Below are 21,227 nucleotides of genomic sequence, written 5' to 3'. Positions count from 1 at the left end.
AAGAGAGAGGACGATGTCGGCATGAAGCCGCTGCTGCTGATCGACATCGACGGTCCGCTCAATCCGTACGCGGCACTGATGCGCCGCCGGGTCCCGGACGGCTATGCGATGCATCTGATGCGGCCGACGGGGTGGGACTACGGGCCGCCGCTGCCCGTCCTGCTCAACCCGGAACACGGGCAGGCGCTGCTGGCCCTCGCAGGCCGTTACGAACTGGTCTGGGCGACGACCTGGAAGGACGAGGCCAACGAATGGATCGGGCCGCATCTCGGGCTGCCCCCGCTGCCGTACATCGACTGGCCGTCCATGCACGGCAGCGCGCCGGACGGCACGTACTGGAAGACGCAGTACATCGTGGAGTACGCGGCCGGCCGGCCGTTCGCCTGGGTCGACGACGAGATCGCCGAACAGGACCGGGAGTGGCTCCTTGAGCAGGGGGCGGCCGAGACGCTGCTGCTGTGGATCGACCCGCGGATCGGACTGCTGCCGGCCGATTTCGAGGAGCTGGCAGCGTGGGCGGACGGCCGCGGGAGCGGCGGACACTGAGCCCGCCGTGCGGGCGACCGCCCCGGGTCAATCGCTGCCGCCCGCCCCGGGTCAGTCGCTGAGGACGGTCAGATCGAGGCCGGGGAGGCGGCCCGGGTCGTTGATCACGTACATCTCGACGACCCTCCCCCGCGCGATCGTGAAGATCATGACCGAGAACCGCCGGCCCTCGCGCGTCGAGATGACGGCCAGGTCCCCGTCGACCAGTGCCGGCTGCGACGACTGGGCGAACGGCGCGAACATCATCGCCTGACGGGCCACGGCCGCGGCACCCCGCACCAGGGACGGCGCACCCTCACCACCGGCGCCGATGTCGGACCGCACCACCACGTCCGGGTCGAGCACGGCGACCAGCGCCTCGAAGTCACCGCCGCGGGCGGCGGCCAGGAAGGCGTCGACGACCTCGCGCTTACGGGTGAGATCGGGGTCCGGATCCGGGTCCACTCCCTGCACCCGGCGACGGGCCCGGCTGGCGAGCTGCCGGGCCGCGGCCGGGGTGCGGTCCACGATGCGGGCGATCTCGTCGAAGGGCACGGCGAACATGTCGTGCAGTACGAACGCGAGCCGCTCGGCGGGGTCGAGCGTTTCGAGGACGACGAGCATCGCGAGACCGACCGAGTCGGCCATCAGCACCTGCTGCTCGGGGTCGGCATCCGGCTGGGCGCCGAGCACCGGTTCGGGGGCCTGTGCCTCGGGTGCCCCTGTGTCGAGGGGCTCCTCGCGGCGGGAGCGGCGTGAGCGGAGCATGTCCAGGCACACCCGCCCGACGACCGTGGTCAGCCAGCCGCCCAGGTTCTCGATCGCCCGGCCGTCGGAACGGCTGAGCCGGATCCAGGCTTCCTGGACGGCGTCCTCCGCCTCGCTCGTCGAGCCGAGCATCCGGTAGGCCACAGCCTTCAGCTGAGTCCGGTTCTCCTCGAAGCGTTCTGCCAGGAACTCGTTTCCGTCCACAGTCACATTCCTCCGTAGCGTTCCGTCAACGCGATGACGGATCGAACGTGAGCGATGTGACAGGTGTATCCGACGGACCGGTCAGCTCCACGGCAGCCCGGCGCGGTGCCGCCAGTATGCCTCCGGCTCCTCCACGAGCGCGTCGAGCCGGGCGCGCCGCTCCTCGTCGAGGTCGACGACGGCCGCGTGCAGGTTTCCGGCGAGCTGGGCGACGGTCGCCGCGCCGGAGAGCACCACACCGGCCCACGGCTGGTGCAGTGCCAGCGCCAGGGCGACCGCGTCGCTGCCCAGACCGGCCTCGGCGGCGATCTCCTGGACCACGGCGGGGGCTTCCGATCCGGCGAGCCGGCCGTTGGCCATGGCTTCCTTGACGATCACGGTGAGCCCGGCCTCATGGGCCTCGGCGAGCGCCGCTCCGGCCGAGGTCTCCAGGGCGTTGTAGGTGGCCTGGACCGTACGGAAGAGCGGCTCGCCGTCGACCGTGACGGCCAGGGCGGCCCGGATGGCGTCGGCCTGGGCGGGTCCGCTGGTGGAGATGCCGACGCTGACTCCCTCCGAGGCGAGTGCGGCGAGCCGTGCATGCAGCTCCTTGTCGGTGAGGGCAGGGCTGTCGGCCGTGACCGAGTGGATCTGGTAGAGGTCGAGCCGGTCGCCGAGCAGCGCGTCGGTCTCGGCGCGCTGGCGTTCGAACGTGGCGAGGCTGTGGTCCTTGACCTCGTGCGCCTCGGCTTCGACGCTCCAGTCGGCGGTGTAGGTGTAACCCCACTTGCTGCCGATGACGACATCGCGCACGTCCGGGCGTGCCGTCAGCCACTCGGCCAGGAACTCCTCGGAACGGCCGTAGGAGCGGGCAGCGTCGAAGTAGCGGACGCCCTGTGCGTAGGCGGCGTCCAGCAGCTCGTGGGTGCGCTCGCGCAGCGCCTCGACGCTGCGGTCACCGGGCAGATCGCGGTCGCGGTGGAGATTGATGTAGCCGGGCCTGCCGACCGCTGCCAGGCCGAGCCCGATGTGGGCGGTCGGAGTCGTCGCTGTGGCCAGCCGGGCGAAAGGCATCGTGGCCTCCTCGTCGATCGGGTGCGCTCCCCGTCAACGTAACTCAGCTCGGGGAAACCGGAAGGCGGGGAGCGTACGACCGCTCCCCGCCTCGAAGTCGCCCTTGCCGCCGTCAGTTCTTCGCGGTGGCCCACGCCTGCTGGACGGCGAGGTCGGCCTTGACCTCGGCGAGCTGGACGGCCACGGCCGACGGGGCCGTACCGCCACGGCCACTGCGGGACGCGAGCGCACCGGCCACATTGAGGACCGTGCGGACCTCGGGGGTGAGGTGCTCGGAGATCTTCGCGAACTGCTCGTCGGTCAGCTCGTCGAGTTCGATGCCCTGCTGCTCGCACTCCTTGACGCACTCGCCCGCGACCTCGTGCGCGACGCGGAACGGCACGCCCTGCTTGACCAGCCACTCGGCGATGTCGGTGGCCAGCGAGAACCCGGCCGGGGCCAGCTCCTCCATGCGCTCGCGGTTGACGGTGAGCGTGGCCATCATTCCGGTGAAGGCGGGCAGGAGGACTTCGAGCTGGTCGCAGGAGTCGAAGACCGGCTCCTTGTCCTCCTGGAGGTCGCGGTTGTACGCGAGCGGGAGGGCCTTCAGCGTGGCCATCAGGCCCGTCAGATTGCCGATCAGACGCCCGGACTTGCCTCGGGCCAGCTCGGCGATGTCCGGGTTCTTCTTCTGCGGCATGATCGAGGAGCCGGTGGAGAAGGCGTCGTGCAGGGTGACGAAGGAGAACTCCTTCGTGTTCCAGATGATGACCTCCTCGGCGATCCGGGAGAGGTTGACGCCGATCATCGCGGTGATGAACGCGAACTCGGCGGCGAAGTCGCGGGAGGCCGTGCCGTCGATCGAGTTGCCGACGGACCCGTGCTCGAAGCCCAGATCGGCGGCGACCGCCTCCGGGTCGAGCCCGAGGGACGACCCGGCCAGTGCGCCGGAGCCGTACGGGGAGACGGCGGTCCGCTCGTCCCACTGGCGCAGCCGCTCGGCGTCCCGGGAGAGAGACTGCACATGGGCCAGGACGTGGTGGGCGAAGAGCACCGGCTGGGCGTGCTGCAGATGCGTACGACCGGGCATCGCGACGTCCGGGTGCGCCTCGGCGAGGCCGACCAGGGCGCCCTGCAGCTCGGCGATCAGACCGCCGATGGTGCGGGCGTGGTCGCGCAGGTACATCCGGAAGAGCGTGGCGATCTGGTCGTTGCGGGACCGGCCGGCCCGCAGCTTGCCGCCGAGGTCCGGGCCGAGGCGCGCCAGCAGGCCGCGCTCCAGCGCGGAGTGCACGTCCTCGTCGGCGATGGTGCCGACGAGGTCGCCCGACGCCACGTCCTGTTCGAGCTGGTCCAGGCCCGCGAGCATGCGGGTCAGCTCGTCCTCGGTGAGCAGTCCCGCCTTGTGCAGCGCGCGCGCGTGGGCGCGGGAGCCCGCGATGTCGTACGGGGCCAGACGCCAGTCGAAATGGACCGAGGCGGAGAGATTTGCCAGGGCCTCGGCGGGGCCGTCGGCGAACCGGCCGCCCCAGAGGCGGACATCGCCGGTGTTGCTGCTCACGGTTGCTCCTAGGTGTGCGGTTGGGCGGGGCGGGGTTTCTTTCCCCACCCCGCCCCTTCCCGAATCGGGGGCTCTGCCCTCAGACCCCCGCTCCTCAAACGCCGGAGGGGCTGTAAATGTCAGGACAGGTCACGCTTGGCGGCGATCTTCGACGAGAGGCCGAAGATCTCGATGAAGCCCTGCGCCTTGGACTGGTCGAACGTGTCGCCCGAGTCGTAGGTGGCGAGGTTGAAGTCGTAGAGCGACTGCTCGGACTTCCGGCCGGTGACGACGGCGCGGCCCGCGTGCATCGTCATCCGGATGTCACCAGTGACGTGCTGGTTGGCCTCGTTGATGAAGCCGTCCAGGGCGCGCTTGAGCGGCGAGAACCACAGGCCGTCGTAGACCAGCTCGCCCCAGCGCTGCTCGACCTGCCGCTTGTAGCGGGCCAGCTCGCGCTCGACGGTGACGTTCTCCAGCTCCTGGTGGGCGGTGATCAGCGCGATCGCGCCCGGGGCCTCGTACACCTCGCGGGACTTGATGCCGACGAGACGGTCCTCGACCATGTCGATCCGGCCGATGCCCTGGGCGCCGGCCCGCTGGTTGAGCTGCTGGATCGCCTGGAGGACGGTGACGGGCCTGCCGTCGATCGCCACGGGCACGCCCTCCTTGAAGGAGATGACGACCTCGTCGGCCTCGCGCGGGGTGGCGGGGTTCTCGGTGTACTCGTAGATGTCCTCGATCGGCGCGTTCCAGATGTCCTCCAGGAAGCCCGTCTCGACCGCGCGCCCGAAGACGTTCTGGTCGATGGAGTACGGGGACTTCTTGGTGGTCGCGATCGGGAGGTTCTTCTCCTCGCAGAAGGCGATCGCCTTGTCCCGGGTCATCGCGTAGTCACGGACCGGGGCGATGCACTTCAGGTCGGGGCCGAGCGCGGAGATACCGGCCTCGAAGCGGACCTGGTCGTTGCCCTTGCCGGTGCAGCCGTGGGCGACGATGCCGGCGTTGTGCTTGTTGGCGGCGGCGACTAGGTGCTTGACGATGGTCGGCCGGGAGAGGGCCGAGACCAGCGGGTAGCGGTCCATGTAGAGGGCGTTGGCCTTGATCGCCGGGAGGCAGTACTCCTCGGCGAACTCGTCCTTGGCGTCCGCGACCTCGGCCTCGACGGCACCGCAGGCGAGCGCGCGCTTACGGATGACGTCCAGGTCCTCGCCGCCCTGGCCGACATCCACGGCAACGGCGATGACCTCGGCGCCCGTCTCCTCGGCGATCCAGCCGATGGCGACGGAGGTGTCCAGACCGCCCGAGTAGGCGAGTACGACGCGCTCGGTCACGGGTTTCTCCTTACGGTGCAATCACTGGTAGGCATAATTATGCAGTCCTCCGTATTATTTGTCAAAGGTGCAGGTGAGGGCGGCGTGCCACAGGGCCCGCACAGGCGTCCCACCAGCTGAAATCACCCCGCCGTCAACGGAGTTGGCGACGATAATGGCCGCCATGGGAAAAACGTACGAACGTATCGACGGGCGGATCAGGACCTTCATCGAAGAGCAGCACATCTTCTTCACGGCGACCGCGCCCCTGGACGGAGAGGGCACGGTCAACCTCTCTCCCAAGGGCGTCAGCGGCTCCTTCGCCGTCATCGACGAACTGACCGTGGCCTATCTGGACTTCGCAGGCAGCAATGCCGAGACCGTCGCCCATCTCCGCGAGAACGGCCGCATCACACTGATGTGGTGCGCCTCCAGGGGCCGCCGGACATCGTGCGGGTGCACGGGCGCGGTGAGCCGGTCTTCCGTGACGATCCGCGGTTCCGTGCGCTGCTCTCCCACTTCCCCGATGTGGACCCCGGCCTGCACGGGCTGCGCGCCATCATCGTGGTGAAGGCCGAGCTGATCCGGGACACCTGCGGGTTCGCCGTGCCCTTCATGTCGTACGACGAGGACCGGCCCCTGCACGCCCAGCGCTTCGCCCGCGAGGACGACGCGTCGCTCAGTGTCTACTTCGAGAAGAAGGAACACATCGCGACGAGTATCGACGGGCTGCCGGGGCTGCCGCTCCCGCTGCCGGCCATGCCGCGCGCGGAATGAGATCGAGCCGTACGGAGCAGGTCCGGGGGTGACACCCCGCCGGACGGTCTAACCTCCGGGGCATGCGCAGATCTCTGGTGATCGGTTCGGTACTGCTCGCCCTGGCGGGCTCGGTCGCGGCCCGGCCCGCCGCGGCGCCGGCTCTCCCGGCGCGGATGGCCGACACCGGCGGCGGTACCCAGTTGATCACGGCCGAGGCCCCGGCCAAGGGCTCCACCACGGGCACCGTCACCTGGTGGAATCTGCGCCGGGGCATCTGGGTGAAGGGCGGGTCCACGCCGGCCCGGTTCGGTGCGAAGGGCCTGGCCGAAGGGGCGTCGCGCAAGCAGGGCACCAACACCACACCCACCGGTCTGTACGACCTGCCGTACGCCTTCGGGATCAAGGCGGCACCGGCCGGCACGGTGTACCCGTACCGCCGGGTCAACAGCCGGTCGTGGTGGTGCGAGGACACCGGGGCGCGGGCCTACAACCGCTGGGTGGAGCCGCGGCCCGCGGACTGCCGGGCGGGTGAGTCGGAGCGCCTGGCGGCGTATCCGACGCAGTACGCCCGCGCGCTCGTCGTCGGCTTCAACTACGAACGGCCGGTACGGGGTCGCGGCGCCGGGATCTTCCTTCACGTCAACGGGCTTGGTGCGACCGCCGGCTGTGTCTCCGTACCGGCGGCCGCGATGGACCGGATTCTCGACTGGGTGGACCCGGCCCGCCATCCGCACATCGCCATCGGCACCCGCTCGGGCCCGATCGCGATCACGCGCTACTGACGGATCCGGGGAACACCGGCCGTTCAGCGCTCGTTCTGGGCCAGTCGCAGCAGGTGGTCGGCGAGCGCCTGGCCGCCCGCCGGGTCACGGCTGATCAGCATCAGTGTGTCGTCACCCGCGATGGTGCCGAGGACGTCCTGCAGTTCGGCCTGGTCGATGGCCGAGGCGAGGAACTGGGCCGCGCCCGGAGGCGTACGCAGCACCACGAGGTTGGCCGAGGCCTCCGCCGAGATGAGCAGTTCGGCGGAGAGACGCCGCATCCGCTCCTCCTTCGCGGACCCGCCCAGCGGTGCCTGCGGGGTACGGAAACCGCCCTCGCTCGGCACCGCGTAGATCAGCTCGCCGCCGGTGTTGCGGATCTTCACCGCACCCAGCTCGTCCAGATCGCGGGAGAGCGTCGCCTGGGTGACGCTCAGCCCGTCGTCGGCGAGGAGCTTGGCCAACTGGCTCTGCGAGCGCACCGGCTGCCGGTTCAGGATGTCCACGATCCGGCGGTGGCGTGCGGTGCGGGTCTGCGGCACGGACGGCCCGCCGTGCTCGGTTTCCTGCGCCTCGGTCATCGTCGTCGCCTCATTCTCCGGATCGTCCGTCCCCGTTTGCCGCGTCGAGAGCGCCGGGCAGCGCCTGGAGGAACGCGTCCACCTCCGTGTCACCGATGATCAGCGGCGGCATGAGCCGCAGGACATCGGGGGCGGGTGCGTTCACCAGGATTCCGGCTCCCTGAGCCGCCTGTTGCACCTGAGGTGCGAGGGGCTCGGTGAGCACGATACCCAGCAGCAGCCCGGAGCCGCGGACATGGGAGACCAGAGGGTGCCCAAGACCTTCCACACCGTCCCGGATCTTCTCGCCGAGCCGCTTCACCTGGTCCAGGGCGCCATGGGCCGCCAGGGTGTCCAGGACGGCGAGACCGGCGGCGCACGCGATCGGGTTGCCGCCGAACGTCGTGCCGTGCTGGCCCGGCTTCAGCAGGTCGGCCGCCGGTCCGAACGCGACGGCCGCGCCGATCGGCAGTCCGCCGCCGAGGCCCTTGGCGAGGGTGACGATGTCGGGCTCGACGCCCTGGTGGGCCTGGTGCTCGAACCACTGGCCGCAGCGGCCGATACCGGTCTGCACCTCGTCGAGGACGAGCAGGGTGCCGGTGGCCCGGGTGATCTCCCGGACGGCCTCCAGGTAGCCCTTGGGCGGCACGACCACGCCGTTCTCGCCCTGGATGGGCTCGATGATCACCAGTGCGGTGTCGGTGGTCACGGCGGCCCGCAGCGCCTCGGCGTCCCCGTACGGGACATGGGTGACATCGCCGGGCAGCGGCTCGAAGGGCTCGCGCTTCCTGGGCTGGCCGGTCAGCGCGAGTGCGCCCATGGTCCGGCCGTGGAAGCTGCCGTCGGTGGCGACCATGTGCGTCCGCCCGGTCAGCCGGCCGATCTTGAAGGCCGCCTCGTTGGCCTCGGCGCCCGAGTTGGCGAAGTAGACGCGGCCGTCGCGGCCGAAGAGCTGCAGCAGCCGTTCGGCGAGGGCGACGGGCGGCAGTGCGATGAAGAGGTTGGAGACATGGCCGAGGGAGGCGATCTGGGTGGAGACGGCGTCGACGACGGCGGGGTGGGCGTGGCCCAGTGCGTTCACGGCGATACCGCCGACGAAGTCGAGGTACTCGGTGCCGTCGGCGTCCCACACATGGGCGCCTTCGCCGCGGACGAGGGACAGCTGGGGGGTGCCGTAGTTGTCCATCAGCGCGTGGCTCCAGCGCTGCGAGAGCTCCTGGTTGGTCATGACTCCCCCTGTGCGTCGGGCACGACCATCGTGCCGATTCCTTCGTCGGTGAAGATCTCCAGCAGGATCGAGTGCTGGACCCGGCCGTCGATGACGCGGGCGGTCTCGACGCCGTTGCGTACGGCGTGCAGGCAGCCCTGCATCTTCGGCACCATGCCGCTGGACAGCTCGGGCAGCAGCTTCTCCAGCTCGGTGGCGGTGAGGCGGCTGATCACGTCGTCGCTGTTGGGCCAGTCCTCGTAGAGGCCCTCGACATCGGTGAGGACCATCAGCGTCTCGGCGTTCAGCGCGGCGGCGAGTGCGGCGGCCGCGGTGTCGGCGTTGACGTTGTAGACGTGGTTGTCGTCGGCGGAGCGTGCGATGGAGGAGACGACCGGGATCCGGCCGTCGTCCAGCAGCGCCTGGATCGCCCCGGTGTCGATGGCGGTGATCTCGCCGACCCGGCCGATGTCGACGAGTTCGCCGTCGATGGTCGGCCTGTGCTGGGTGGCGGTGATCGTGTGGGCGTCCTCGCCGGTCATGCCGACGGCGAGCGGGCCGTGCTGGTTGAGCAGGCCGACGAGCTCGCGCTGGACCTGTCCGGCGAGCACCATCCGTACGACGTCCATCGCCTCGGGCGTGGTGACGCGCAGCCCGGCCTTGAACTCGCTGACCAGGCCCTGCTTGTCGAGCTGGGCACTGATCTGCGGGCCGCCGCCGTGCACGACGACGGGCTTGAGGCCGGCCTGGCGCAGGAAGACGACGTCCTGGGCGAAGGCCGCCTTCAGCTCCTCGTCGATCATGGCGTTGCCGCCGAACTTGATGACGACGGTCTTGCCGTTGTGCCGGGTCAGCCAGGGCAGCGCCTCGATGAGGATCTCCGCCTTCGGGAGTGCGGTGTGTTTCCGCGCCGCACTCATGAGCTGTACGCGCTGTTCTCGTGGACGTAGTCCGCGGTGAGGTCGTTGGCCCAGATGACGGCGGACTCGGTCCCGGTGGCCAGGTCGGCGGTGATCTCGACTTCCCGGTAGCGCATGTCGACGAGGTCGCGGTCCTCGCCGACGCCGCCGTTCTTGCAGACCCAGACGCCGTTGATGGCGACATTCAGCTGGTCGGGCTCGAAGGCCGCCTTCGTCGTGCCGATCGCGGAGAGGACCCGGCCCCAGTTGGGGTCCTCGCCGTGGATGGCGCACTTGAGCAGGTTGTTACGCGCGATGGAGCGGCCCACCTCGACGGCGTCGTCCTCGGTCGCGGCGTTGATGACCTCGATCCGGATGTCCTTGGAGGCGCCCTCGGCGTCCCCGATGAGCTGCCGGGCCAGGTCGGCGCAGACGGTGCGTACCGCTTCCGCGAACTCGCCCTGCTCCGGGGTGATGCCACTCGCACCGGAGGCCAGCAGCAGCACGGTGTCGTTGGTCGACATGCAGCCGTCGGAGTCGACCCGGTCGAAGGTGGTGCGGGTGGCGGCGCGCAGCGCGGTGTCCAGTGCCGGGGCGTCCACATCGGCGTCGGTGGTGAGGACGACCAGCATGGTGGCGAGGCCCGGGGCGAGCATGCCCGCACCCTTGGCCATACCGCCGACGGTCCAGCCCTCGCCGCCCGCGACGGCGGTCTTGTGGACGGTGTCGGTGGTCTTGATCGCGATGGCGGCCTTCTCGCCGCCGTGCTCGCTGAGGGCGGCGGCTGCCTTCTCGATGCCGGGCAGCAGCTTGTCCATCGGAAGCAGCGTGCCGATCAGCCCGGTCGAGGCGACCGCGATCTCGCCCGCGCTGTGACCGGTGAGGACCTCGGCGGCCTTCTCGGCGGTGGCGTGGGTGTCCTGGAAGCCCTGTGGGCCCGTACAGGCGTTGGCACCACCGGAGTTGAGAACGACGGCACTGACCTCGCCACCCTTGAGCACCTGCTCCGACCAGAGGACGGGTGCGGCCTTGACGCGGTTGGAGGTGAAGACGCCCGCGGCGGCGCGACGCGGACCGTGGTTGACCACGAGGGCCAGGTCCGGGTTACCGCTCTCCTTGATTCCCGCGGCGATGCCCGCCGCCGAGAACCCCTGTGCTGCCGTGACGCTCACGGTGCGACTCCGATCGTGGAAAGACCTGTGTCCTCGGGAAGTCCGAGGGCGATGTTCATGCTCTGCAGGGCGCCGCCGGCGGTGCCCTTGGCGAGGTTGTCGATGGCGCTGATGACGATGATCCGGCCTGCCGCCTCGTCGTAGGCGACCTGGATCTGTACGGCGTTGGAACCGTAGACGGACGCTGTGGCGGGCCACTGTCCCTCGGGGAGCAGGTCGACGAACGGCTCGTCGGCGAACGCCTTCTCGTACGCGGCACGGACGGACTCGGCGCTCACGCCCGGCTTCGCCTTCGCGCTGCATGTGGCGAGGATGCCGCGGGGCATCGGTGCCAGGGTCGGCGTGAAGGAGACCGTGACGGGCTCGCCGGCCGCGGCGCTGAGGTTCTGGATCATCTCGGGGGTGTGCCGGTGGACCCCGCCGACGCCGTACGGGGACATGTTGCCCATCACCTCGGAGCCGAGCAGATGCGGCTTGGCCGCCTTGCCCGCTCCGGAGGTACCGGACGCGGCGACGATCACGGCCTCGGGCTCGGCCAGGTGGGCCGCGTACGCCGGGAAGAGCGCGAGAGAGACGGCGGTCGGGTAGCAGCCGGGCACGGCGATGCGCTTGGACCCCGCCAACGCCGAGCGCCCGCCCGGCAGTTCGGGCAGACCGTAGGGCCAGGTCCCGGCGTGCGGCGACCCGTAGAACTTCTCCCAGTCCGCCGCGCCCCTGAGCCGGAAGTCGGCGCCCATGTCGACGACGAGCACCTCGTCACCGAGCTGCTCGGCGACGGCGGCGGACTGCCCGTGCGGAAGGGCGAGGAAGACGACATCGTGCCCGGCGAGGACCTCGGGCGTGGTCGGCTGAAGCACCCGGTCGGCGAGCGGCCGCAGATGCGGCTGCAGCGCACCGAGCTTCTGCCCCGCGTTGGAGTTGGCGGTGAGGGCCCCGATCTCGACCTCGGGGTGGACCAGCAGGAGACGGAGCAGCTCCCCACCGGCGTATCCGCTCGCCCCTGCCACTGCTGCACGTACCACCATCGAAATCCTCCTTGTCGATGGCATGACTATACGCAGCAATGCACTTTTATGCAAAGACCTCTTTGTTTAAGAGTTGTCTTATATATGGCGAGATCGGCAAGGAGGATGCCACCGCCTGGCAGACCTCGCCGGAGGTGATGGAGTTCATGACGCGGTCGGGCAAGGAGTGGGGCGCCGCGTATGCCGCCTCGGGCGCGGACGCGGACGTCGTGGAGGCGACGACGGCAGCGACCACCGGGTTCTGCACGGGGGCCTGAACTCACGCCCTAACCGAGCGCGCGGTCGAGATTGAAGGCCGCGCTGATCAGCCCCAGGTGGGTGAAGGCCTGAGGGAAGTTCCCGCTCTGCTCCCCGGTGTGGCCGATCTCCTCGGCGTACAGACCGAGGTGGTTGGCGTATGTGAGCATCTTCTCGAACGCGAGTCGGGCCTCGTCCAGGCGGCCGGCGCGGGTCAGCGCCTCGACGTACCAGAACGAGCAGATCGAGAACGTGCCCTCATCGCCCCGCAATCCGTCCGGGCTGGCCTGCGGGTCGTAGCGGTAGACCAGCGAGTCGGACACCAGGTCCTCGCCCAGCGCGTCCAGCGTGGCGAGCCACTTCGGGTCGGTGGGGGAGATGAACTTCGCCAGGGGCATCATCAGCATGGACGCGTCGAGGACATGGCCGTCCTCGTACTGGACGAAGGCGTGCCGCTCGTCGGACCAGCCATGACGCATGATCCGGCGATAGATCGCGTCCCGGGCCCGCCCCCACCGCACGATGTCGACGGGCAGGCCGCGATGCTGGGCCAGCCGCATGGCGCGCTCGATGGCCACCCAGCACATCAATCGCGAGTAGAGGAAGTTCTTGCGCCCGCTGCGGGTCTCCCAGATCCCCTGGTCGGGCTGGTCCCAGTGGTCGCACACCCAGTCGACCAGTTCACTGATGCTGTCCCAGTGCGCACTGGAGATGGGCTGTCCCCACTTGTCGTAGAGATAGAGGGCGTCGATGAGCGCCCCGTAGATGTCCAGCTGCAACTGGTTGACGGCGCCGTTGCCGACGCGTACGGGAGCCGAGCCCCGGTAGCCCTCGAGATGGGTCAGCTTGCGTTCGGGCAGCTCACGGCGCCCGTCTATGCCGTACATGATCTGCAGCGGGCCGGTGGAGCCGGTCGCCTCGGTGGCTTCGAGACGGACATGCTCGGAAAGGAAGCTCATGAAGGCCTCGGCCTCCTCGGTGAAACCGAGTCTGAGCAGCGCGTACACACAGAACGCCGCGTCACGGATCCACACGTAGCGGTAGTCCCAGTTGCGCTCGCCTCCGATGCGTTCGGGCAGGCTGGTGGTCGGCGCGGCGATGATGGCGCCGGTCGGGGCGTAGGTGAGCAGCTTCAGGGTGAGGGCGGAGCGGTGCACCATCTCCCGCCAGCGACCGCGGTACCGCGACCGGGACAGCCACCGCCGCCAGTACCCGACGGTGGCGTTGAACTGCTGCTCCGCCTCGGACAGCGGGCAGAAGCGGGGTGCCACGCCGCCGCCGACCCGGTCGAGGGCGAAGACTGCGGACTCGCCCTCGTGCAGCTTGAACAACGACCATATGTCCTGGCCGGCGACCTCGATCGGCACACTCGACGTCAGTGCGAGAGTGAGCGACGGCGATTCGAAGACCGCCTGGCCATGCTGTACGTGCACGGTGTGCGGCTGCGCCCCGTACTCGAAACGGGGGGCCACACGGGCGCGGAACGGCAGCGATCCGCGAACGCAGACCACGCGGCGGATCAGCCGGTGCCGGTCGGCCTCGCGCGAATCGTCGAGCACCGGCATGAAGTCCTGCACCTCGCCGACGCCGTCGTCCGCGAAGAAGCGGGTGATCAGCACATTGGTGTCGGGGAAGTAGAACTGCTTGGTGCGTGTCGGGGCATCCGCGGCGAGTTCGAAGGATCCGCCCCGGTCCGCGTCGAGGATCGAGGCGAAGATACTGGGCGCGTCGAAGCGCGGGCAGCAGTACCAGTCAATGGTGCCGTTGGTGTCCACCAGCGCCGCGCTGCGCAGATCGCCGATCAGGCCGTGATGGGCGATGGGCAGATAACGGGTCGCGCCGACGTCCGGGGACAGGTCGAAAGCACTGAACACCCCGGCGCTCGCGTTGGCCTCTGCAGTCACATCGAACCTCCCTGAGCCGCCGCACCCACCTTTCAGGCTAACCAGTCCTCGACGTGCGGGACAGCGGGAGCGGACGCCGCGGCGCCCACTGACGCCCACTCCCGTGACCCTGCCGACGGGCCCGGCACCGTGCCCGCCCGTCGGCGCCGAGCGCATCGATGTCAGGATGGTTCCATGACGAGCAAGGTTTACTTCGACATCACCATCAATGACGAGCCCGCTGGGCGGATCACGTTCAATCTGTTCGACGACGTCGTTCCCGAGACCGCGGAGAACTTCCGCGCGCTGGCGACCGGCGAGAAGGGCTTCGGCTACAAGGGATCGTCCTTCCACCGGATCATCCCCGACTTCATGCTGCAGGGCGGCGACTTCACCCGGGGCGACGGCACGGGCGGCAAGAGCATCTACGGGGCGAAGTTCGCGGACGAGAACTTCAAGCTCGCGCACACCAAGCCGGGCCTGCTGTCCATGGCCAACAGCGGTCCCAACTCCAACGGCTCCCAGTTCTTCATCACGACCATCGTGACGTCGTGGCTGGACGGCAAGCACGTGGTGTTCGGCGAGGTCGACAACCAGGAGAGCATGGACCTGGTCAAGAAGATCGAGGCCCTCGGCTCGCAGAGCGGCCGGCCCTCGGCGAAGGTCACCATCGCGGACAGCGGCGTTCTCTGACCCGCGTAGGCAACCGCTGAACGAGCGCGCCGTCCGACGGACTCCGTCGGACGGCGCGCTCCGTCGTACCGGGCGGTCGGAGGGACGGCCGCGGCCGACGGGGCGGCGGCGCGAATCCGCTCGGTACGGTGTCGGGATGGGGAACGTGTTTCACGGCGGGGGCCGCAGTCTGTCCATGTCCAACGGGGGCACGGACGTCTTCGTCGACGTGCTCATGCTGGCCGTGTCCGATCTCGCCGACAGCGCCTGGGAGCACCGCTTCGCCACCCTGCTGACCTTGCAGGACCAGAGCGTCATGGGGCGCGGGGCGGTGGGCTTCGATCTGGAGGACGTCGACTGGGGCCGCTCCCCGCGCGAGCGGGCCGCGGCGAAGGACTTCGTCCTGCGGGTGCTGGATCTCGCCCTGCGCAGGCACCGGTGGGATGAGCTGGGCTACGAGCCGCCCTTTGCCGAGGGTTGCCTGCGGCAGTACCGGGAGATGGTCGAGGCATTCGATCCGGCCGACGCCGAGCGGCGAAGCGGTGGCTTCCCGTTTCCCGGCCCGGAGGAGGCTGCCACGGCCTCGTGCGTACGGCATCGCGTCCTGTGCGCGCCGGTCCACTGGGAGGGATGCGTCTTCTGTACGGGGCTCCGGTGACAGCGCACCGCCGATGCGGCGGCACGGCTTTCGCAGCTCTCGCTGTCAACTGACGGTTGACACTCCATGCGTGTCAACCTACGGTTGACGCATGGTGAATCCTGTACGCCCAACCAATCCCGTACGCCTCGACGACCTGATCGAGGCCATCAAGAAGGTCCACACCGACGCCCTCGAACAGCTCTCCGACGCGGTCATCGCCGCGGACCACCTCGGCGATGTGGCCGACCATCTGATCGGGCACTTCGTGGACCAGGCCCGGCGCTCGGGCGCTTCCTGGACGGAGATCGGGAAGAGCATGGGGGTGACCAGGCAGGCGGCCCAGAAGCGGTTCGTCGCCAAGGACCCCGGCGGGGCCTCGGACCTCGACCCCAGCCAGGGGTTCGGCCGCTTCACCGAGCGGGCCAGGAACGTCGTGATGGCCGCGCAGAACGAGGCCCGCGCGGCAGGCAACGACGAGGTGCGCACCGAGCACCTGGTGCTGGGGCTGCTCAGCGAGCCGGAGGGGCTTGGCTTCGCGTTCATCACGGCCCAGGGCGTCATGGCGGAGGCCGTCCGGCAGGCCGCGACCGAGGCGCTGCCGGCCGCGGCCGACGAGGTGCCCGACCTCATCCCGTACGACGCCGGGGCACGCAAGGCGCTGGAGCTGACGTTCCGGGAGGCCCTGCGGATGGGCCACAACTACATCGGCACCGAGCACATCCTGCTCGCCCTGCTGGAGCAGGAGGACGGCGCGGGTGTGCTGACGGGGCTCGGCATCGACAAGGCGACCGCCGAGACGGGCATCGCCGAGGCCCTCACGCTCATCGCCGCCTCCCTGGACAAGAAGGCCTGACCGAAGCGGCCCGTCCGGGGGCGAGCCGGCCGACGGCCGGTGCCGGTAATCCGGTGCCGGCCTTCGCACGCCGGCCGGTCACAGTGCCCCGTACACCGCCTCGATCAGGGCCGACTTGCGCGGGTCGTCGGAGATCCGGGGGCCCATCCGGTTCATCACGTACCCCAGGGCGAGACCGGCCTCCGGGTCGGCGAGACCGCAGGAGCCGCCCGCGCCGTCATGGCCGAGGGCCCGCGGGTTGGGACCGTACGAGCCCTCGGGGCCGCTCAGCCACAGCCCGAGCGCGATCTCCGTGTCATGGCCGATGCCCGTGCCGAGCACCAGGTCACGGCAGGAGCCCTGTCCCTCACGGGCGCGCTCGACGGCCTCCTCGGAGAGGATCCGCCGGTCGCCCGACCTGCCGCGCCCGGCGAAGATCCCGTACAGCGCGGCAACGGCGCGGGCGGTGCCGTGGCCGTTGGCTGCGGGAATCTCCGCCGCCCGCCACTGCGGGGTGTTGGCGGCGGCAGCACCCGTGGGCGGGTTGAGCAGCGTGGCGACGGCCAAGGGCTCCATCTGCGCGAAGAGCGCCGCCTGTTGACGTGCGTCGGCCATCGGGACGACGAGTTCGGCGACGCGGCCCGTCTCCTTCTCGGGAAGTCCGATGGTGAAGTCGATGCCGAGCGGGCCGGTCACCTCCTGCTGGAGGAACTCCCCCGGCAGCAGACCGGTGATCCGCCGGACCACCTCGCCGACCAGGAAGCCGTACGTGAGGGCGTGGTAGCCGGACCGTGTGCCGGGCTCCCACCAGGGCTCGGTCGCCGCGAGCCGGGCGGTGGTCAGGTCCCAGTCGTAGAGCTCGGCCAGGGTGTGCGGCTCGCGCAGTCCGGCCAGCCCCGCGCGGTGCGAGAGCAGATGCCGTACGAGCACGGCTTCCTTGCCCGCCGCAGCGAATTCCGGCCAGTACGCGGCGACCGGGGCGTCGAGGTCGAGCAGCCCCCGGTCGGCGAGGACATGGGCGCAGAGGGCGGTCGGGCCCTTGGTCGTGGACCAGACGTTGACCAGGGTCTCCCGCTCCCAGGGGCGGGTGCGGGCGGCGTCGGCCCAGCCGCCCCAGAGGTCGACCACCGGCTCCCCGCCGATCAGTACGGTCACGGCCGCGCCCAGTTCGTCGCGCTCCCGGAAGTTCGCTTCGAACGCGGTGCGTACCGCGGAGAATCGGTCGTCGCAGTGGCCATGGATCTGCGGCACGGTGGCCTCCCTCGCCTGGGACCTGCCGGTGGGACTCGGTGGGTATGCAACGTACCGACTGGTCGGACTGGCGGGAAGACTTCATGCGCCTACGAAAGGCCGCCGGTCAGCGGGCTCCCGCTTCGAGTCTGAGGCTCCAGCGGCCCGGCATACCGCTGAGCGTGATCGTGGACAGCGGTCGGACGTCGACATTCCAGTACGTCGACGGCGGGGCCTTGAGCGCATAGACGAGGGCGGCCCGGACGACTGCGGGTTCGGCGACGGCGACGATGGCGCCGTCGCATGCGGGGCGGGTGTCCAGCCAGCCCCCTACGCGTGAGATGAAGGCAAGCAGCGGTTCACCGCCGTGCGGGGCGGAGCGCGGGTCCGCGAGCCAGGCGTCGACGGCCGCGGGCTCGCGTGCCGTGACATCGGCGAGGGTGCAGCCGCGCCAGCGGCCCATGTCGCAGTCGCGCAGGGCGGGCTGGACGAGCGGGGCATAGCCGAGCGCCTCGCCGGTGGCACGGCTGCGTGGGGTCGGTGAGCAGTAGCGCAACTCGGCGGCGCCCAGGGGCACCAGGGCGTGCGCGGCGAGCTGCACCTCGTGCCACCCGGCGTGGTCGAGCGGCCGGTCGTCGTCGAAGCGCTCGGCGAGCAGGGCGGAGCTGCGCGCGGCGGCGACGAGCGAGACTCGAACAGTCATGGCGGTGATCGTGGATCCCAGCGCCACGCGGGTCAAGAGGGCCTTCGCAAGCGCTTCCGGCTCAGCCGGGCCGGTTGCACATCCACTTGTGCGCGTCCCCCAGTGGCTTGAAGCCGACCTTCTCGTAGACCCCGTGTGCGTCCTCGGTGGCGAGCATGAACCTGCGGATGCCGGTGGGGGCCGGATGGTCGCGCGCGGCGGTGGCGATCCGCGTGGCGACGCCGTGGCCGCGGGCCGAGCGGTCGGCATACACATCGCAGAGCCAGGCGAAGGTGGCGAGGTCGGTCACCACCCGGGCGAAGCCGACCTGCTCACCCGAGATGACGTCGTGGGCGCCGAAGTTGAGCGATCCGGCGATGGCCCGGTCCTGGTGCTCGCGGGTGCGGCCGAGAGCACCAGTAGGCGTCGGTGGAGAGCCAGTGATGGATACGGGCCGCGTCCAGGCGGGACGGGTCGGACGATATCTCGTAACGCTACTGGGGCATGTCATCGTTCACGGCCGGAGGATATCCCCCGAAGCCGGTCAGGACTTCGTTGCAGGCGGTGCGCAGGCGGCGGACTCCCTCGGCGATCTCGGCCGCCCCGGCGACCGCGGCGAAGCTCAACCGGACCTGCGGGGACGGGGGTTCGGCGCAGAAGTAGGGGCGGCCCGGTGCGATGGCCACGCCCGCGCGCAGGGCCGCCGAGACCACCGCGGACTCGTCCGTGCCGGCTTCCGCGTCGGGCAGGCGCAGCCACAGGCTGCCGCCGCCCGCGGGGATGTGCGGGAGCGTGAGGGCGGGCAGCTCCTGCCGCAGGGCCGCCGTCATGGCGGTGCGCCGGTTTCTCAGCTCGGCCGATACGGAGCGCAGATGGCGGCCCCATGCCGGGGAGCCGACCAGTTCCAGCGCGGTCTCCTGGAGCGGTCGGGGGACGAAGAAGTTGTCGACGATCTGGATGGCCCGCAGCCGGCCCAGCACCGGACCGCGGGCGGCGAGCGCGCCCACCCGCAGGCTGGGCGAGGTGACCTTGGTCAGGGAGCAGACATGGACGACCACACCGTCGGGGTCGTCGGCGGCCAGGGGTGCGGGCAGGGGCCCGGCGTCGTCATGGACCAGGCGGCGGGCGAAGTCGTCCTCGACGACGAAGGCTCCCGCCGCACGGGCGATCCGGACAACCTCGCCGCGCCGTTCGGGGGCGAGGACCGCGCCGGTGGGGTTCTGGAAGAGCGGCTGGCAGACGAATACGCGGGCGCCGGTGGCCCGGAAGGCGGCGGCGAGCAGTTCCGGCCGTACGCCGTCGGCGTCGACGGGTACCGGCACGGGCCGCAGTCCGGTGGCGCGGGCGGCGGCCAGCATGCCCGGGTAGGTGGGCGATTCGACCAGGACCGGGGCGCCGGGCGGGGCGAGGGCGCGCAGTGCGGTGGCCAGGGCGCTCTGGCCGCCCGCGGTGATCAGCACGTCGGCGGCGGTGAGTGCGGGCCCGATCTCCCGGGCGAACCAGGCCCGCAGTTCGGTCAGGCCGTCGGTGGGCGGGCGGCCCCAGGCGCCGGGGCGGCGGCCGGCCCGGGCGAGGGCGGCGGCGAGCGCCCGCTCCGGCTGGAGCGAGGAGTGGAGGTAGCCGCCGTTGAGCTCGATGACGCCGGGCGGCGGTGCGGTCAGCGTGACCAGGACACCGGAGGCGTCGACGGTACGCGGCACCGCTTCGGGGCCGCCGTCGCCGCTGAGCGAGACCTCCTGCCAGGAGGTGTCGCCCGGCGGGGGCACATCGGCACGGGGCTGAGCCCGGAAGGCGCCGGATCCGGGCCTGGTGACGACGAGGCCCTCGGCGGCGAGCTGGGCAATCGCCCGGGAGACGGTGACGGGGCTGACCCGGAACCGCTCCACGAGGGCCCGACTCGACGACAGCTTTCCACCTGGTGAGTAGCGGTTCAATTCGCCGCGAAGGGATTCGACGAGTTCAGCGACGCTGCTACGCTCTTGCATGAAAGTAAAGGATAGCGCTACTCGCACCAGCGCGATAGCGGTTGGTTCATCGGCGGCCGGTACGGCGAACCGCGGTGGCGTGGTTCTCGCCGGGCTCGGTGTCGTCGCCTTCTCGCTGACCTTCCCGTCCACGGCCTGGGGCCTGGAGAGCTTCGGCCCCTGGTCGCTGGTGGCCCTGCGCACGCTGGTCGCCGCGGCGATCGCGGGCAGTGTGCTGCTGGCGGGGCGTGTCCCGGTGCCGGACCGTCGGCACCGGGCCGGGCTCGTCGTCGTCGCCGCGGGTGTGGTGGTCGGCTTCCCGCTGCTGACCACGCTGGCGCTGCAGACGTCGACGACTTCGCACGCGGCCGTCGTGGTGGGGCTGCTGCCGCTGACCACCGCAGTGTTCTCCTCGCTGCGGACCGGGGCGCGGCCGCCCCGCGCCTTCTGGATCGCGGCGCTCGCCGGGGCGGCCGTGGTGATCGCGTTCACCGTGCAGCAGAGCGGTGGTGAGCTGTCCGGCGGTGATCTGTATCTGTTCGGTGCGCTGCTGGTGTGCGCGGCGGGGTACACCGAGGGCGGCAGGCTCGCCGGGATCATGCCGGGCTGGCAGGTGGTCGGCTGGGCGCTGATCCTCTCCCTGCCGCTCGCGGTGGCGGGGGCGGCCATCGCGTTGCCGCTGGAGCCGGTGCGGCTGACCGCGCACGGAGTGATCGGACTGGTCTGGGTGGCGGCCGGGTCCACCTTCTTCGGCCTGTACGTCTGGTACCGCGGGATGGCGGAGATCGGGGTACCGCGGGCCAGCCAGCTTCAGCTCGCGCAGCCGTTGCTGACTCTGGTGTGGTCGTTCTTCCTGCTCGGCGAGGAGGTCTCGACGGCGGCGCCGGTGGCGGCAGTCGCGGTGCTCGTCTGCATCGCGGCCACCCAGCGGACGGGGAACGCCCGGCGTCCGGGGTGAGAACCACGTACCTCCCACCGGGCGAAGTCACACTTCGGTCATAGACTTGTCGACAAGGACCGCCACCCGTGAGGAGGTCACTCCAGATGGAGGCACACGCGGGCGACCGGCTGCTGACGCACGGCAGGACCGTGGGACAGCACGACCAGGTCGCAGAGATCCTCGAAGTGCTCGGGGCCGGGGGCACTCCCCCGTACCGCGTCCGCTCCGAGGACGGACACGAACACCTGATTTCGCCCGGTCCCGACAGCGTCGTACAGCACAAAGGCCGTAAGCAGGCACCGGAGACTCTGTAGCGGCCTCCGGCGGACGGCACTGCTCTTCACCCCGGGCCCCGGGCGGGCCGGTCGGTTCCCGGCAGCCC

At 70.5% G+C, this 21,227-nt stretch carries 23 protein-coding genes and 1 pseudogene; 10 read left to right on the top strand and 14 right to left on the bottom strand.

Going from position 1 to position 21,227, the window contains the following annotated elements; genetic code table 11:
* The first annotated feature begins 21 nt into the window (after window positions 1-21).
* The gene (locus ACGFU7_RS13830) at window positions 22-546 is read left to right on the top strand and encodes a hypothetical protein (protein WP_393695388.1); all 525 of its coding nucleotides are present in this window, start codon (window positions 22-24) and stop codon (window positions 544-546) included.
* Window positions 547-597: 51 nt separating this feature from the next.
* Here the strand turns inward: ACGFU7_RS13830 and sigJ are convergent, their stop codons facing one another.
* From sigJ to ACGFU7_RS13810, 4 genes are all read right to left on the bottom strand, one after another.
* On the bottom strand, window positions 598-1,497 hold the full coding sequence (gene sigJ, locus ACGFU7_RS13825; protein WP_393695386.1) for an RNA polymerase sigma factor SigJ: 900 nt from the start codon (window positions 1,495-1,497) through the stop codon (window positions 598-600).
* An 81-nt stretch (window positions 1,498-1,578) separates the two neighbouring features.
* On the bottom strand, window positions 1,579-2,550 hold the full coding sequence (locus ACGFU7_RS13820; protein ID WP_393695384.1) for an aldo/keto reductase: 972 nt from the start codon (window positions 2,548-2,550) through the stop codon (window positions 1,579-1,581).
* Window positions 2,551-2,662: 112 nt separating this feature from the next.
* Window positions 2,663-4,090, bottom strand: coding sequence for an argininosuccinate lyase (gene argH, locus ACGFU7_RS13815; RefSeq protein WP_393695382.1), 1,428 nt, complete (start codon window positions 4,088-4,090; stop codon window positions 2,663-2,665).
* Window positions 4,091-4,209: 119 nt separating this feature from the next.
* Window positions 4,210-5,403, bottom strand: coding sequence for an argininosuccinate synthase (locus ACGFU7_RS13810; RefSeq protein WP_393695380.1), 1,194 nt, complete (start codon window positions 5,401-5,403; stop codon window positions 4,210-4,212).
* Between the two features lie 154 nt (window positions 5,404-5,557).
* Here ACGFU7_RS13810 and ACGFU7_RS13805 point away from each other — a divergent pair, with 154 nt between their 5' ends.
* From ACGFU7_RS13805 to ACGFU7_RS13795, 3 genes are all read left to right on the top strand, one after another.
* Entirely contained in the window at window positions 5,558-5,953 is a 396-nt protein-coding gene (locus ACGFU7_RS13805; RefSeq protein ID WP_393695378.1) for a pyridoxamine 5'-phosphate oxidase family protein, read from the top strand.
* Complete coding sequence (locus ACGFU7_RS13800) at window positions 5,950-6,159, top strand: hypothetical protein (RefSeq protein WP_393695376.1); 210 nt, start codon at window positions 5,950-5,952, stop codon at window positions 6,157-6,159. The genes ACGFU7_RS13805 and ACGFU7_RS13800 overlap by 4 nt, the downstream gene beginning before the upstream one ends.
* Window positions 6,160-6,221: 62 nt before the next feature.
* On the top strand, window positions 6,222-6,923 hold the full coding sequence (locus ACGFU7_RS13795; RefSeq protein ID WP_393695375.1) for a L,D-transpeptidase: 702 nt from the start codon (window positions 6,222-6,224) through the stop codon (window positions 6,921-6,923).
* A 23-nt stretch (window positions 6,924-6,946) separates the two neighbouring features.
* On the opposite strand, the gene ACGFU7_RS13790 is transcribed toward ACGFU7_RS13795, so the two are convergent.
* The 5 genes from ACGFU7_RS13790 to argC are packed head-to-tail and all read right to left on the bottom strand — an operon-like array spanning window position 6,947 to window position 11,765.
* Window positions 6,947-7,483 carry an arginine repressor gene (locus ACGFU7_RS13790; protein WP_393695373.1) on the bottom strand — a complete coding sequence of 179 codons (537 nt, stop codon included), beginning with the start codon at window positions 7,481-7,483 and terminating at the stop codon, window positions 6,947-6,949.
* A 10-nt stretch (window positions 7,484-7,493) separates the two neighbouring features.
* Complete coding sequence (locus ACGFU7_RS13785) at window positions 7,494-8,690, bottom strand: acetylornithine transaminase (protein WP_393695371.1); 1,197 nt, start codon at window positions 8,688-8,690, stop codon at window positions 7,494-7,496.
* Window positions 8,687-9,589, bottom strand: a complete 903-nt coding sequence (gene argB / locus ACGFU7_RS13780; protein WP_393695369.1) for an acetylglutamate kinase — start codon at window positions 9,587-9,589, stop codon at window positions 8,687-8,689. Before argB ends, ACGFU7_RS13785 begins: the two co-directional genes overlap by 4 nt.
* Window positions 9,586-10,740 (bottom strand): bifunctional glutamate N-acetyltransferase/amino-acid acetyltransferase ArgJ, encoded by a 1,155-nt coding sequence (gene argJ, locus ACGFU7_RS13775; protein ID WP_393695367.1) that lies wholly within the window; start codon window positions 10,738-10,740, stop codon window positions 9,586-9,588. The genes argB and argJ overlap by 4 nt, the downstream gene beginning before the upstream one ends.
* Window positions 10,737-11,765 carry an N-acetyl-gamma-glutamyl-phosphate reductase gene (gene argC, locus ACGFU7_RS13770; RefSeq protein WP_393695365.1) on the bottom strand — a complete coding sequence of 343 codons (1,029 nt, stop codon included), beginning with the start codon at window positions 11,763-11,765 and terminating at the stop codon, window positions 10,737-10,739. Before argC ends, argJ begins: the two co-directional genes overlap by 4 nt.
* 62 nt (window positions 11,766-11,827) lie before the next feature.
* Between argC and ACGFU7_RS13765 the strand changes: the two genes are divergently transcribed.
* The gene (locus ACGFU7_RS13765) at window positions 11,828-12,022 is read left to right on the top strand and encodes a hypothetical protein (protein ID WP_393695363.1); all 195 of its coding nucleotides are present in this window, start codon (window positions 11,828-11,830) and stop codon (window positions 12,020-12,022) included.
* Window positions 12,023-12,031: 9 nt separating this feature from the next.
* Here ACGFU7_RS13765 and ACGFU7_RS13760 read toward each other — a convergent pair whose 3' ends face one another.
* On the bottom strand, window positions 12,032-13,876 hold the full coding sequence (locus ACGFU7_RS13760; RefSeq protein ID WP_393695617.1) for a glycoside hydrolase family 15 protein: 1,845 nt from the start codon (window positions 13,874-13,876) through the stop codon (window positions 12,032-12,034).
* Window positions 13,877-14,080: 204 nt separating this feature from the next.
* On the opposite strand from ACGFU7_RS13760, the gene ACGFU7_RS13755 reads away from it, so the two are divergent.
* The 3 genes from ACGFU7_RS13755 to ACGFU7_RS13745 all read left to right on the top strand — a co-directional run bounded on the left by ACGFU7_RS13755 (window position 14,081) and on the right by ACGFU7_RS13745 (window position 16,050).
* Window positions 14,081-14,578 (top strand): peptidylprolyl isomerase, encoded by a 498-nt coding sequence (locus ACGFU7_RS13755; protein WP_393695362.1) that lies wholly within the window; start codon window positions 14,081-14,083, stop codon window positions 14,576-14,578.
* 136 nt (window positions 14,579-14,714) lie between these two features.
* Window positions 14,715-15,215, top strand: a complete 501-nt coding sequence (locus ACGFU7_RS13750; RefSeq protein ID WP_393695360.1) for a hypothetical protein — start codon at window positions 14,715-14,717, stop codon at window positions 15,213-15,215.
* A gap of 91 nt (window positions 15,216-15,306) precedes the next feature.
* Window positions 15,307-16,050, top strand: coding sequence for a Clp protease N-terminal domain-containing protein (locus tag ACGFU7_RS13745; RefSeq protein WP_393695358.1), 744 nt, complete (start codon window positions 15,307-15,309; stop codon window positions 16,048-16,050).
* 78 nt (window positions 16,051-16,128) lie between these two features.
* Here the strand turns inward: ACGFU7_RS13745 and ACGFU7_RS13740 are convergent, their stop codons facing one another.
* The 4 genes and pseudogenes from ACGFU7_RS13740 to ACGFU7_RS13725 all read right to left on the bottom strand — a co-directional run bounded on the left by ACGFU7_RS13740 (window position 16,129) and on the right by ACGFU7_RS13725 (window position 19,926).
* A complete protein-coding gene (locus tag ACGFU7_RS13740) occupies window positions 16,129-17,280 on the bottom strand; it encodes a serine hydrolase domain-containing protein (protein WP_393695356.1) in 1,152 nt (383 codons plus the stop codon).
* A 106-nt stretch (window positions 17,281-17,386) separates the two neighbouring features.
* Window positions 17,387-17,962 (bottom strand): histidine phosphatase family protein, encoded by a 576-nt coding sequence (locus tag ACGFU7_RS13735; protein ID WP_393695354.1) that lies wholly within the window; start codon window positions 17,960-17,962, stop codon window positions 17,387-17,389.
* A 61-nt stretch (window positions 17,963-18,023) separates the two neighbouring features.
* Window positions 18,024-18,426 (bottom strand): annotated as a pseudogene (locus ACGFU7_RS13730) (GNAT family N-acetyltransferase).
* 9 nt (window positions 18,427-18,435) lie between these two features.
* The gene (locus tag ACGFU7_RS13725; RefSeq protein ID WP_393695352.1) at window positions 18,436-19,926 is read right to left on the bottom strand and encodes a PLP-dependent aminotransferase family protein; all 1,491 of its coding nucleotides are present in this window, start codon (window positions 19,924-19,926) and stop codon (window positions 18,436-18,438) included.
* Between ACGFU7_RS13725 and ACGFU7_RS13720 the strand changes: the two genes are divergently transcribed.
* Both ACGFU7_RS13720 and ACGFU7_RS13715 read left to right on the top strand, forming a co-directional pair.
* Window positions 19,925-20,863 carry a DMT family transporter gene (locus ACGFU7_RS13720; protein ID WP_393695350.1) on the top strand — a complete coding sequence of 313 codons (939 nt, stop codon included), beginning with the start codon at window positions 19,925-19,927 and terminating at the stop codon, window positions 20,861-20,863. The genes ACGFU7_RS13725 and ACGFU7_RS13720 overlap by 2 nt on opposite strands.
* Before the next feature lie 86 nt (window positions 20,864-20,949).
* Window positions 20,950-21,159, top strand: coding sequence for a DUF1918 domain-containing protein (locus ACGFU7_RS13715; RefSeq protein ID WP_393695349.1), 210 nt, complete (start codon window positions 20,950-20,952; stop codon window positions 21,157-21,159).
* Window positions 21,160-21,227: the final 68 nt, after the last annotated feature.

Origin of the sequence: Streptomyces sp. NPDC048473, assembly GCF_043200155.1 — a bacterium.
GTDB lineage: Bacteria > Actinomycetota > Actinomycetes > Streptomycetales > Streptomycetaceae > Streptomyces.
This window is presented reverse-complemented; position numbering and strand designations above follow the sequence as displayed.

Coding starts and splice junctions, on each gene's coding strand:
- ACGFU7_RS13830 (WP_393695388.1), top strand. CDS start 22: ATGAAGCCGCTGCTGCTGATCGACATCGACGGTCCGCTCAATCCGTAC.
- ACGFU7_RS13820 (WP_393695384.1), bottom strand. CDS start 2,550: ATGCCTTTCGCCCGGCTGGCCACAGCGACGACTCCGACCGCCCACATC.
- ACGFU7_RS13805 (WP_393695378.1), top strand. CDS start 5,558: ATGGCCGCCATGGGAAAAACGTACGAACGTATCGACGGGCGGATCAGG.
- ACGFU7_RS13795 (WP_393695375.1), top strand. CDS start 6,222: ATGCGCAGATCTCTGGTGATCGGTTCGGTACTGCTCGCCCTGGCGGGC.
- ACGFU7_RS13790 (WP_393695373.1), bottom strand. CDS start 7,483: ATGACCGAGGCGCAGGAAACCGAGCACGGCGGGCCGTCCGTGCCGCAG.
- ACGFU7_RS13785 (WP_393695371.1), bottom strand. CDS start 8,690: ATGACCAACCAGGAGCTCTCGCAGCGCTGGAGCCACGCGCTGATGGAC.
- argB (WP_393695369.1), bottom strand. CDS start 9,589: ATGAGTGCGGCGCGGAAACACACCGCACTCCCGAAGGCGGAGATCCTC.
- argC (WP_393695365.1), bottom strand. CDS start 11,765: ATGGTGGTACGTGCAGCAGTGGCAGGGGCGAGCGGATACGCCGGTGGG.
- ACGFU7_RS13755 (WP_393695362.1), top strand. CDS start 14,081: ATGACGAGCAAGGTTTACTTCGACATCACCATCAATGACGAGCCCGCT.
- ACGFU7_RS13750 (WP_393695360.1), top strand. CDS start 14,715: ATGGGGAACGTGTTTCACGGCGGGGGCCGCAGTCTGTCCATGTCCAAC.
- ACGFU7_RS13745 (WP_393695358.1), top strand. CDS start 15,307: ATGGTGAATCCTGTACGCCCAACCAATCCCGTACGCCTCGACGACCTG.
- ACGFU7_RS13735 (WP_393695354.1), bottom strand. CDS start 17,962: ATGACTGTTCGAGTCTCGCTCGTCGCCGCCGCGCGCAGCTCCGCCCTG.
- ACGFU7_RS13720 (WP_393695350.1), top strand. CDS start 19,925: ATGAAAGTAAAGGATAGCGCTACTCGCACCAGCGCGATAGCGGTTGGT.
- ACGFU7_RS13725 (WP_393695352.1), bottom strand. CDS start 19,926: ATGCAAGAGCGTAGCAGCGTCGCTGAACTCGTCGAATCCCTTCGCGGC.
- ACGFU7_RS13715 (WP_393695349.1), top strand. CDS start 20,950: ATGGAGGCACACGCGGGCGACCGGCTGCTGACGCACGGCAGGACCGTG.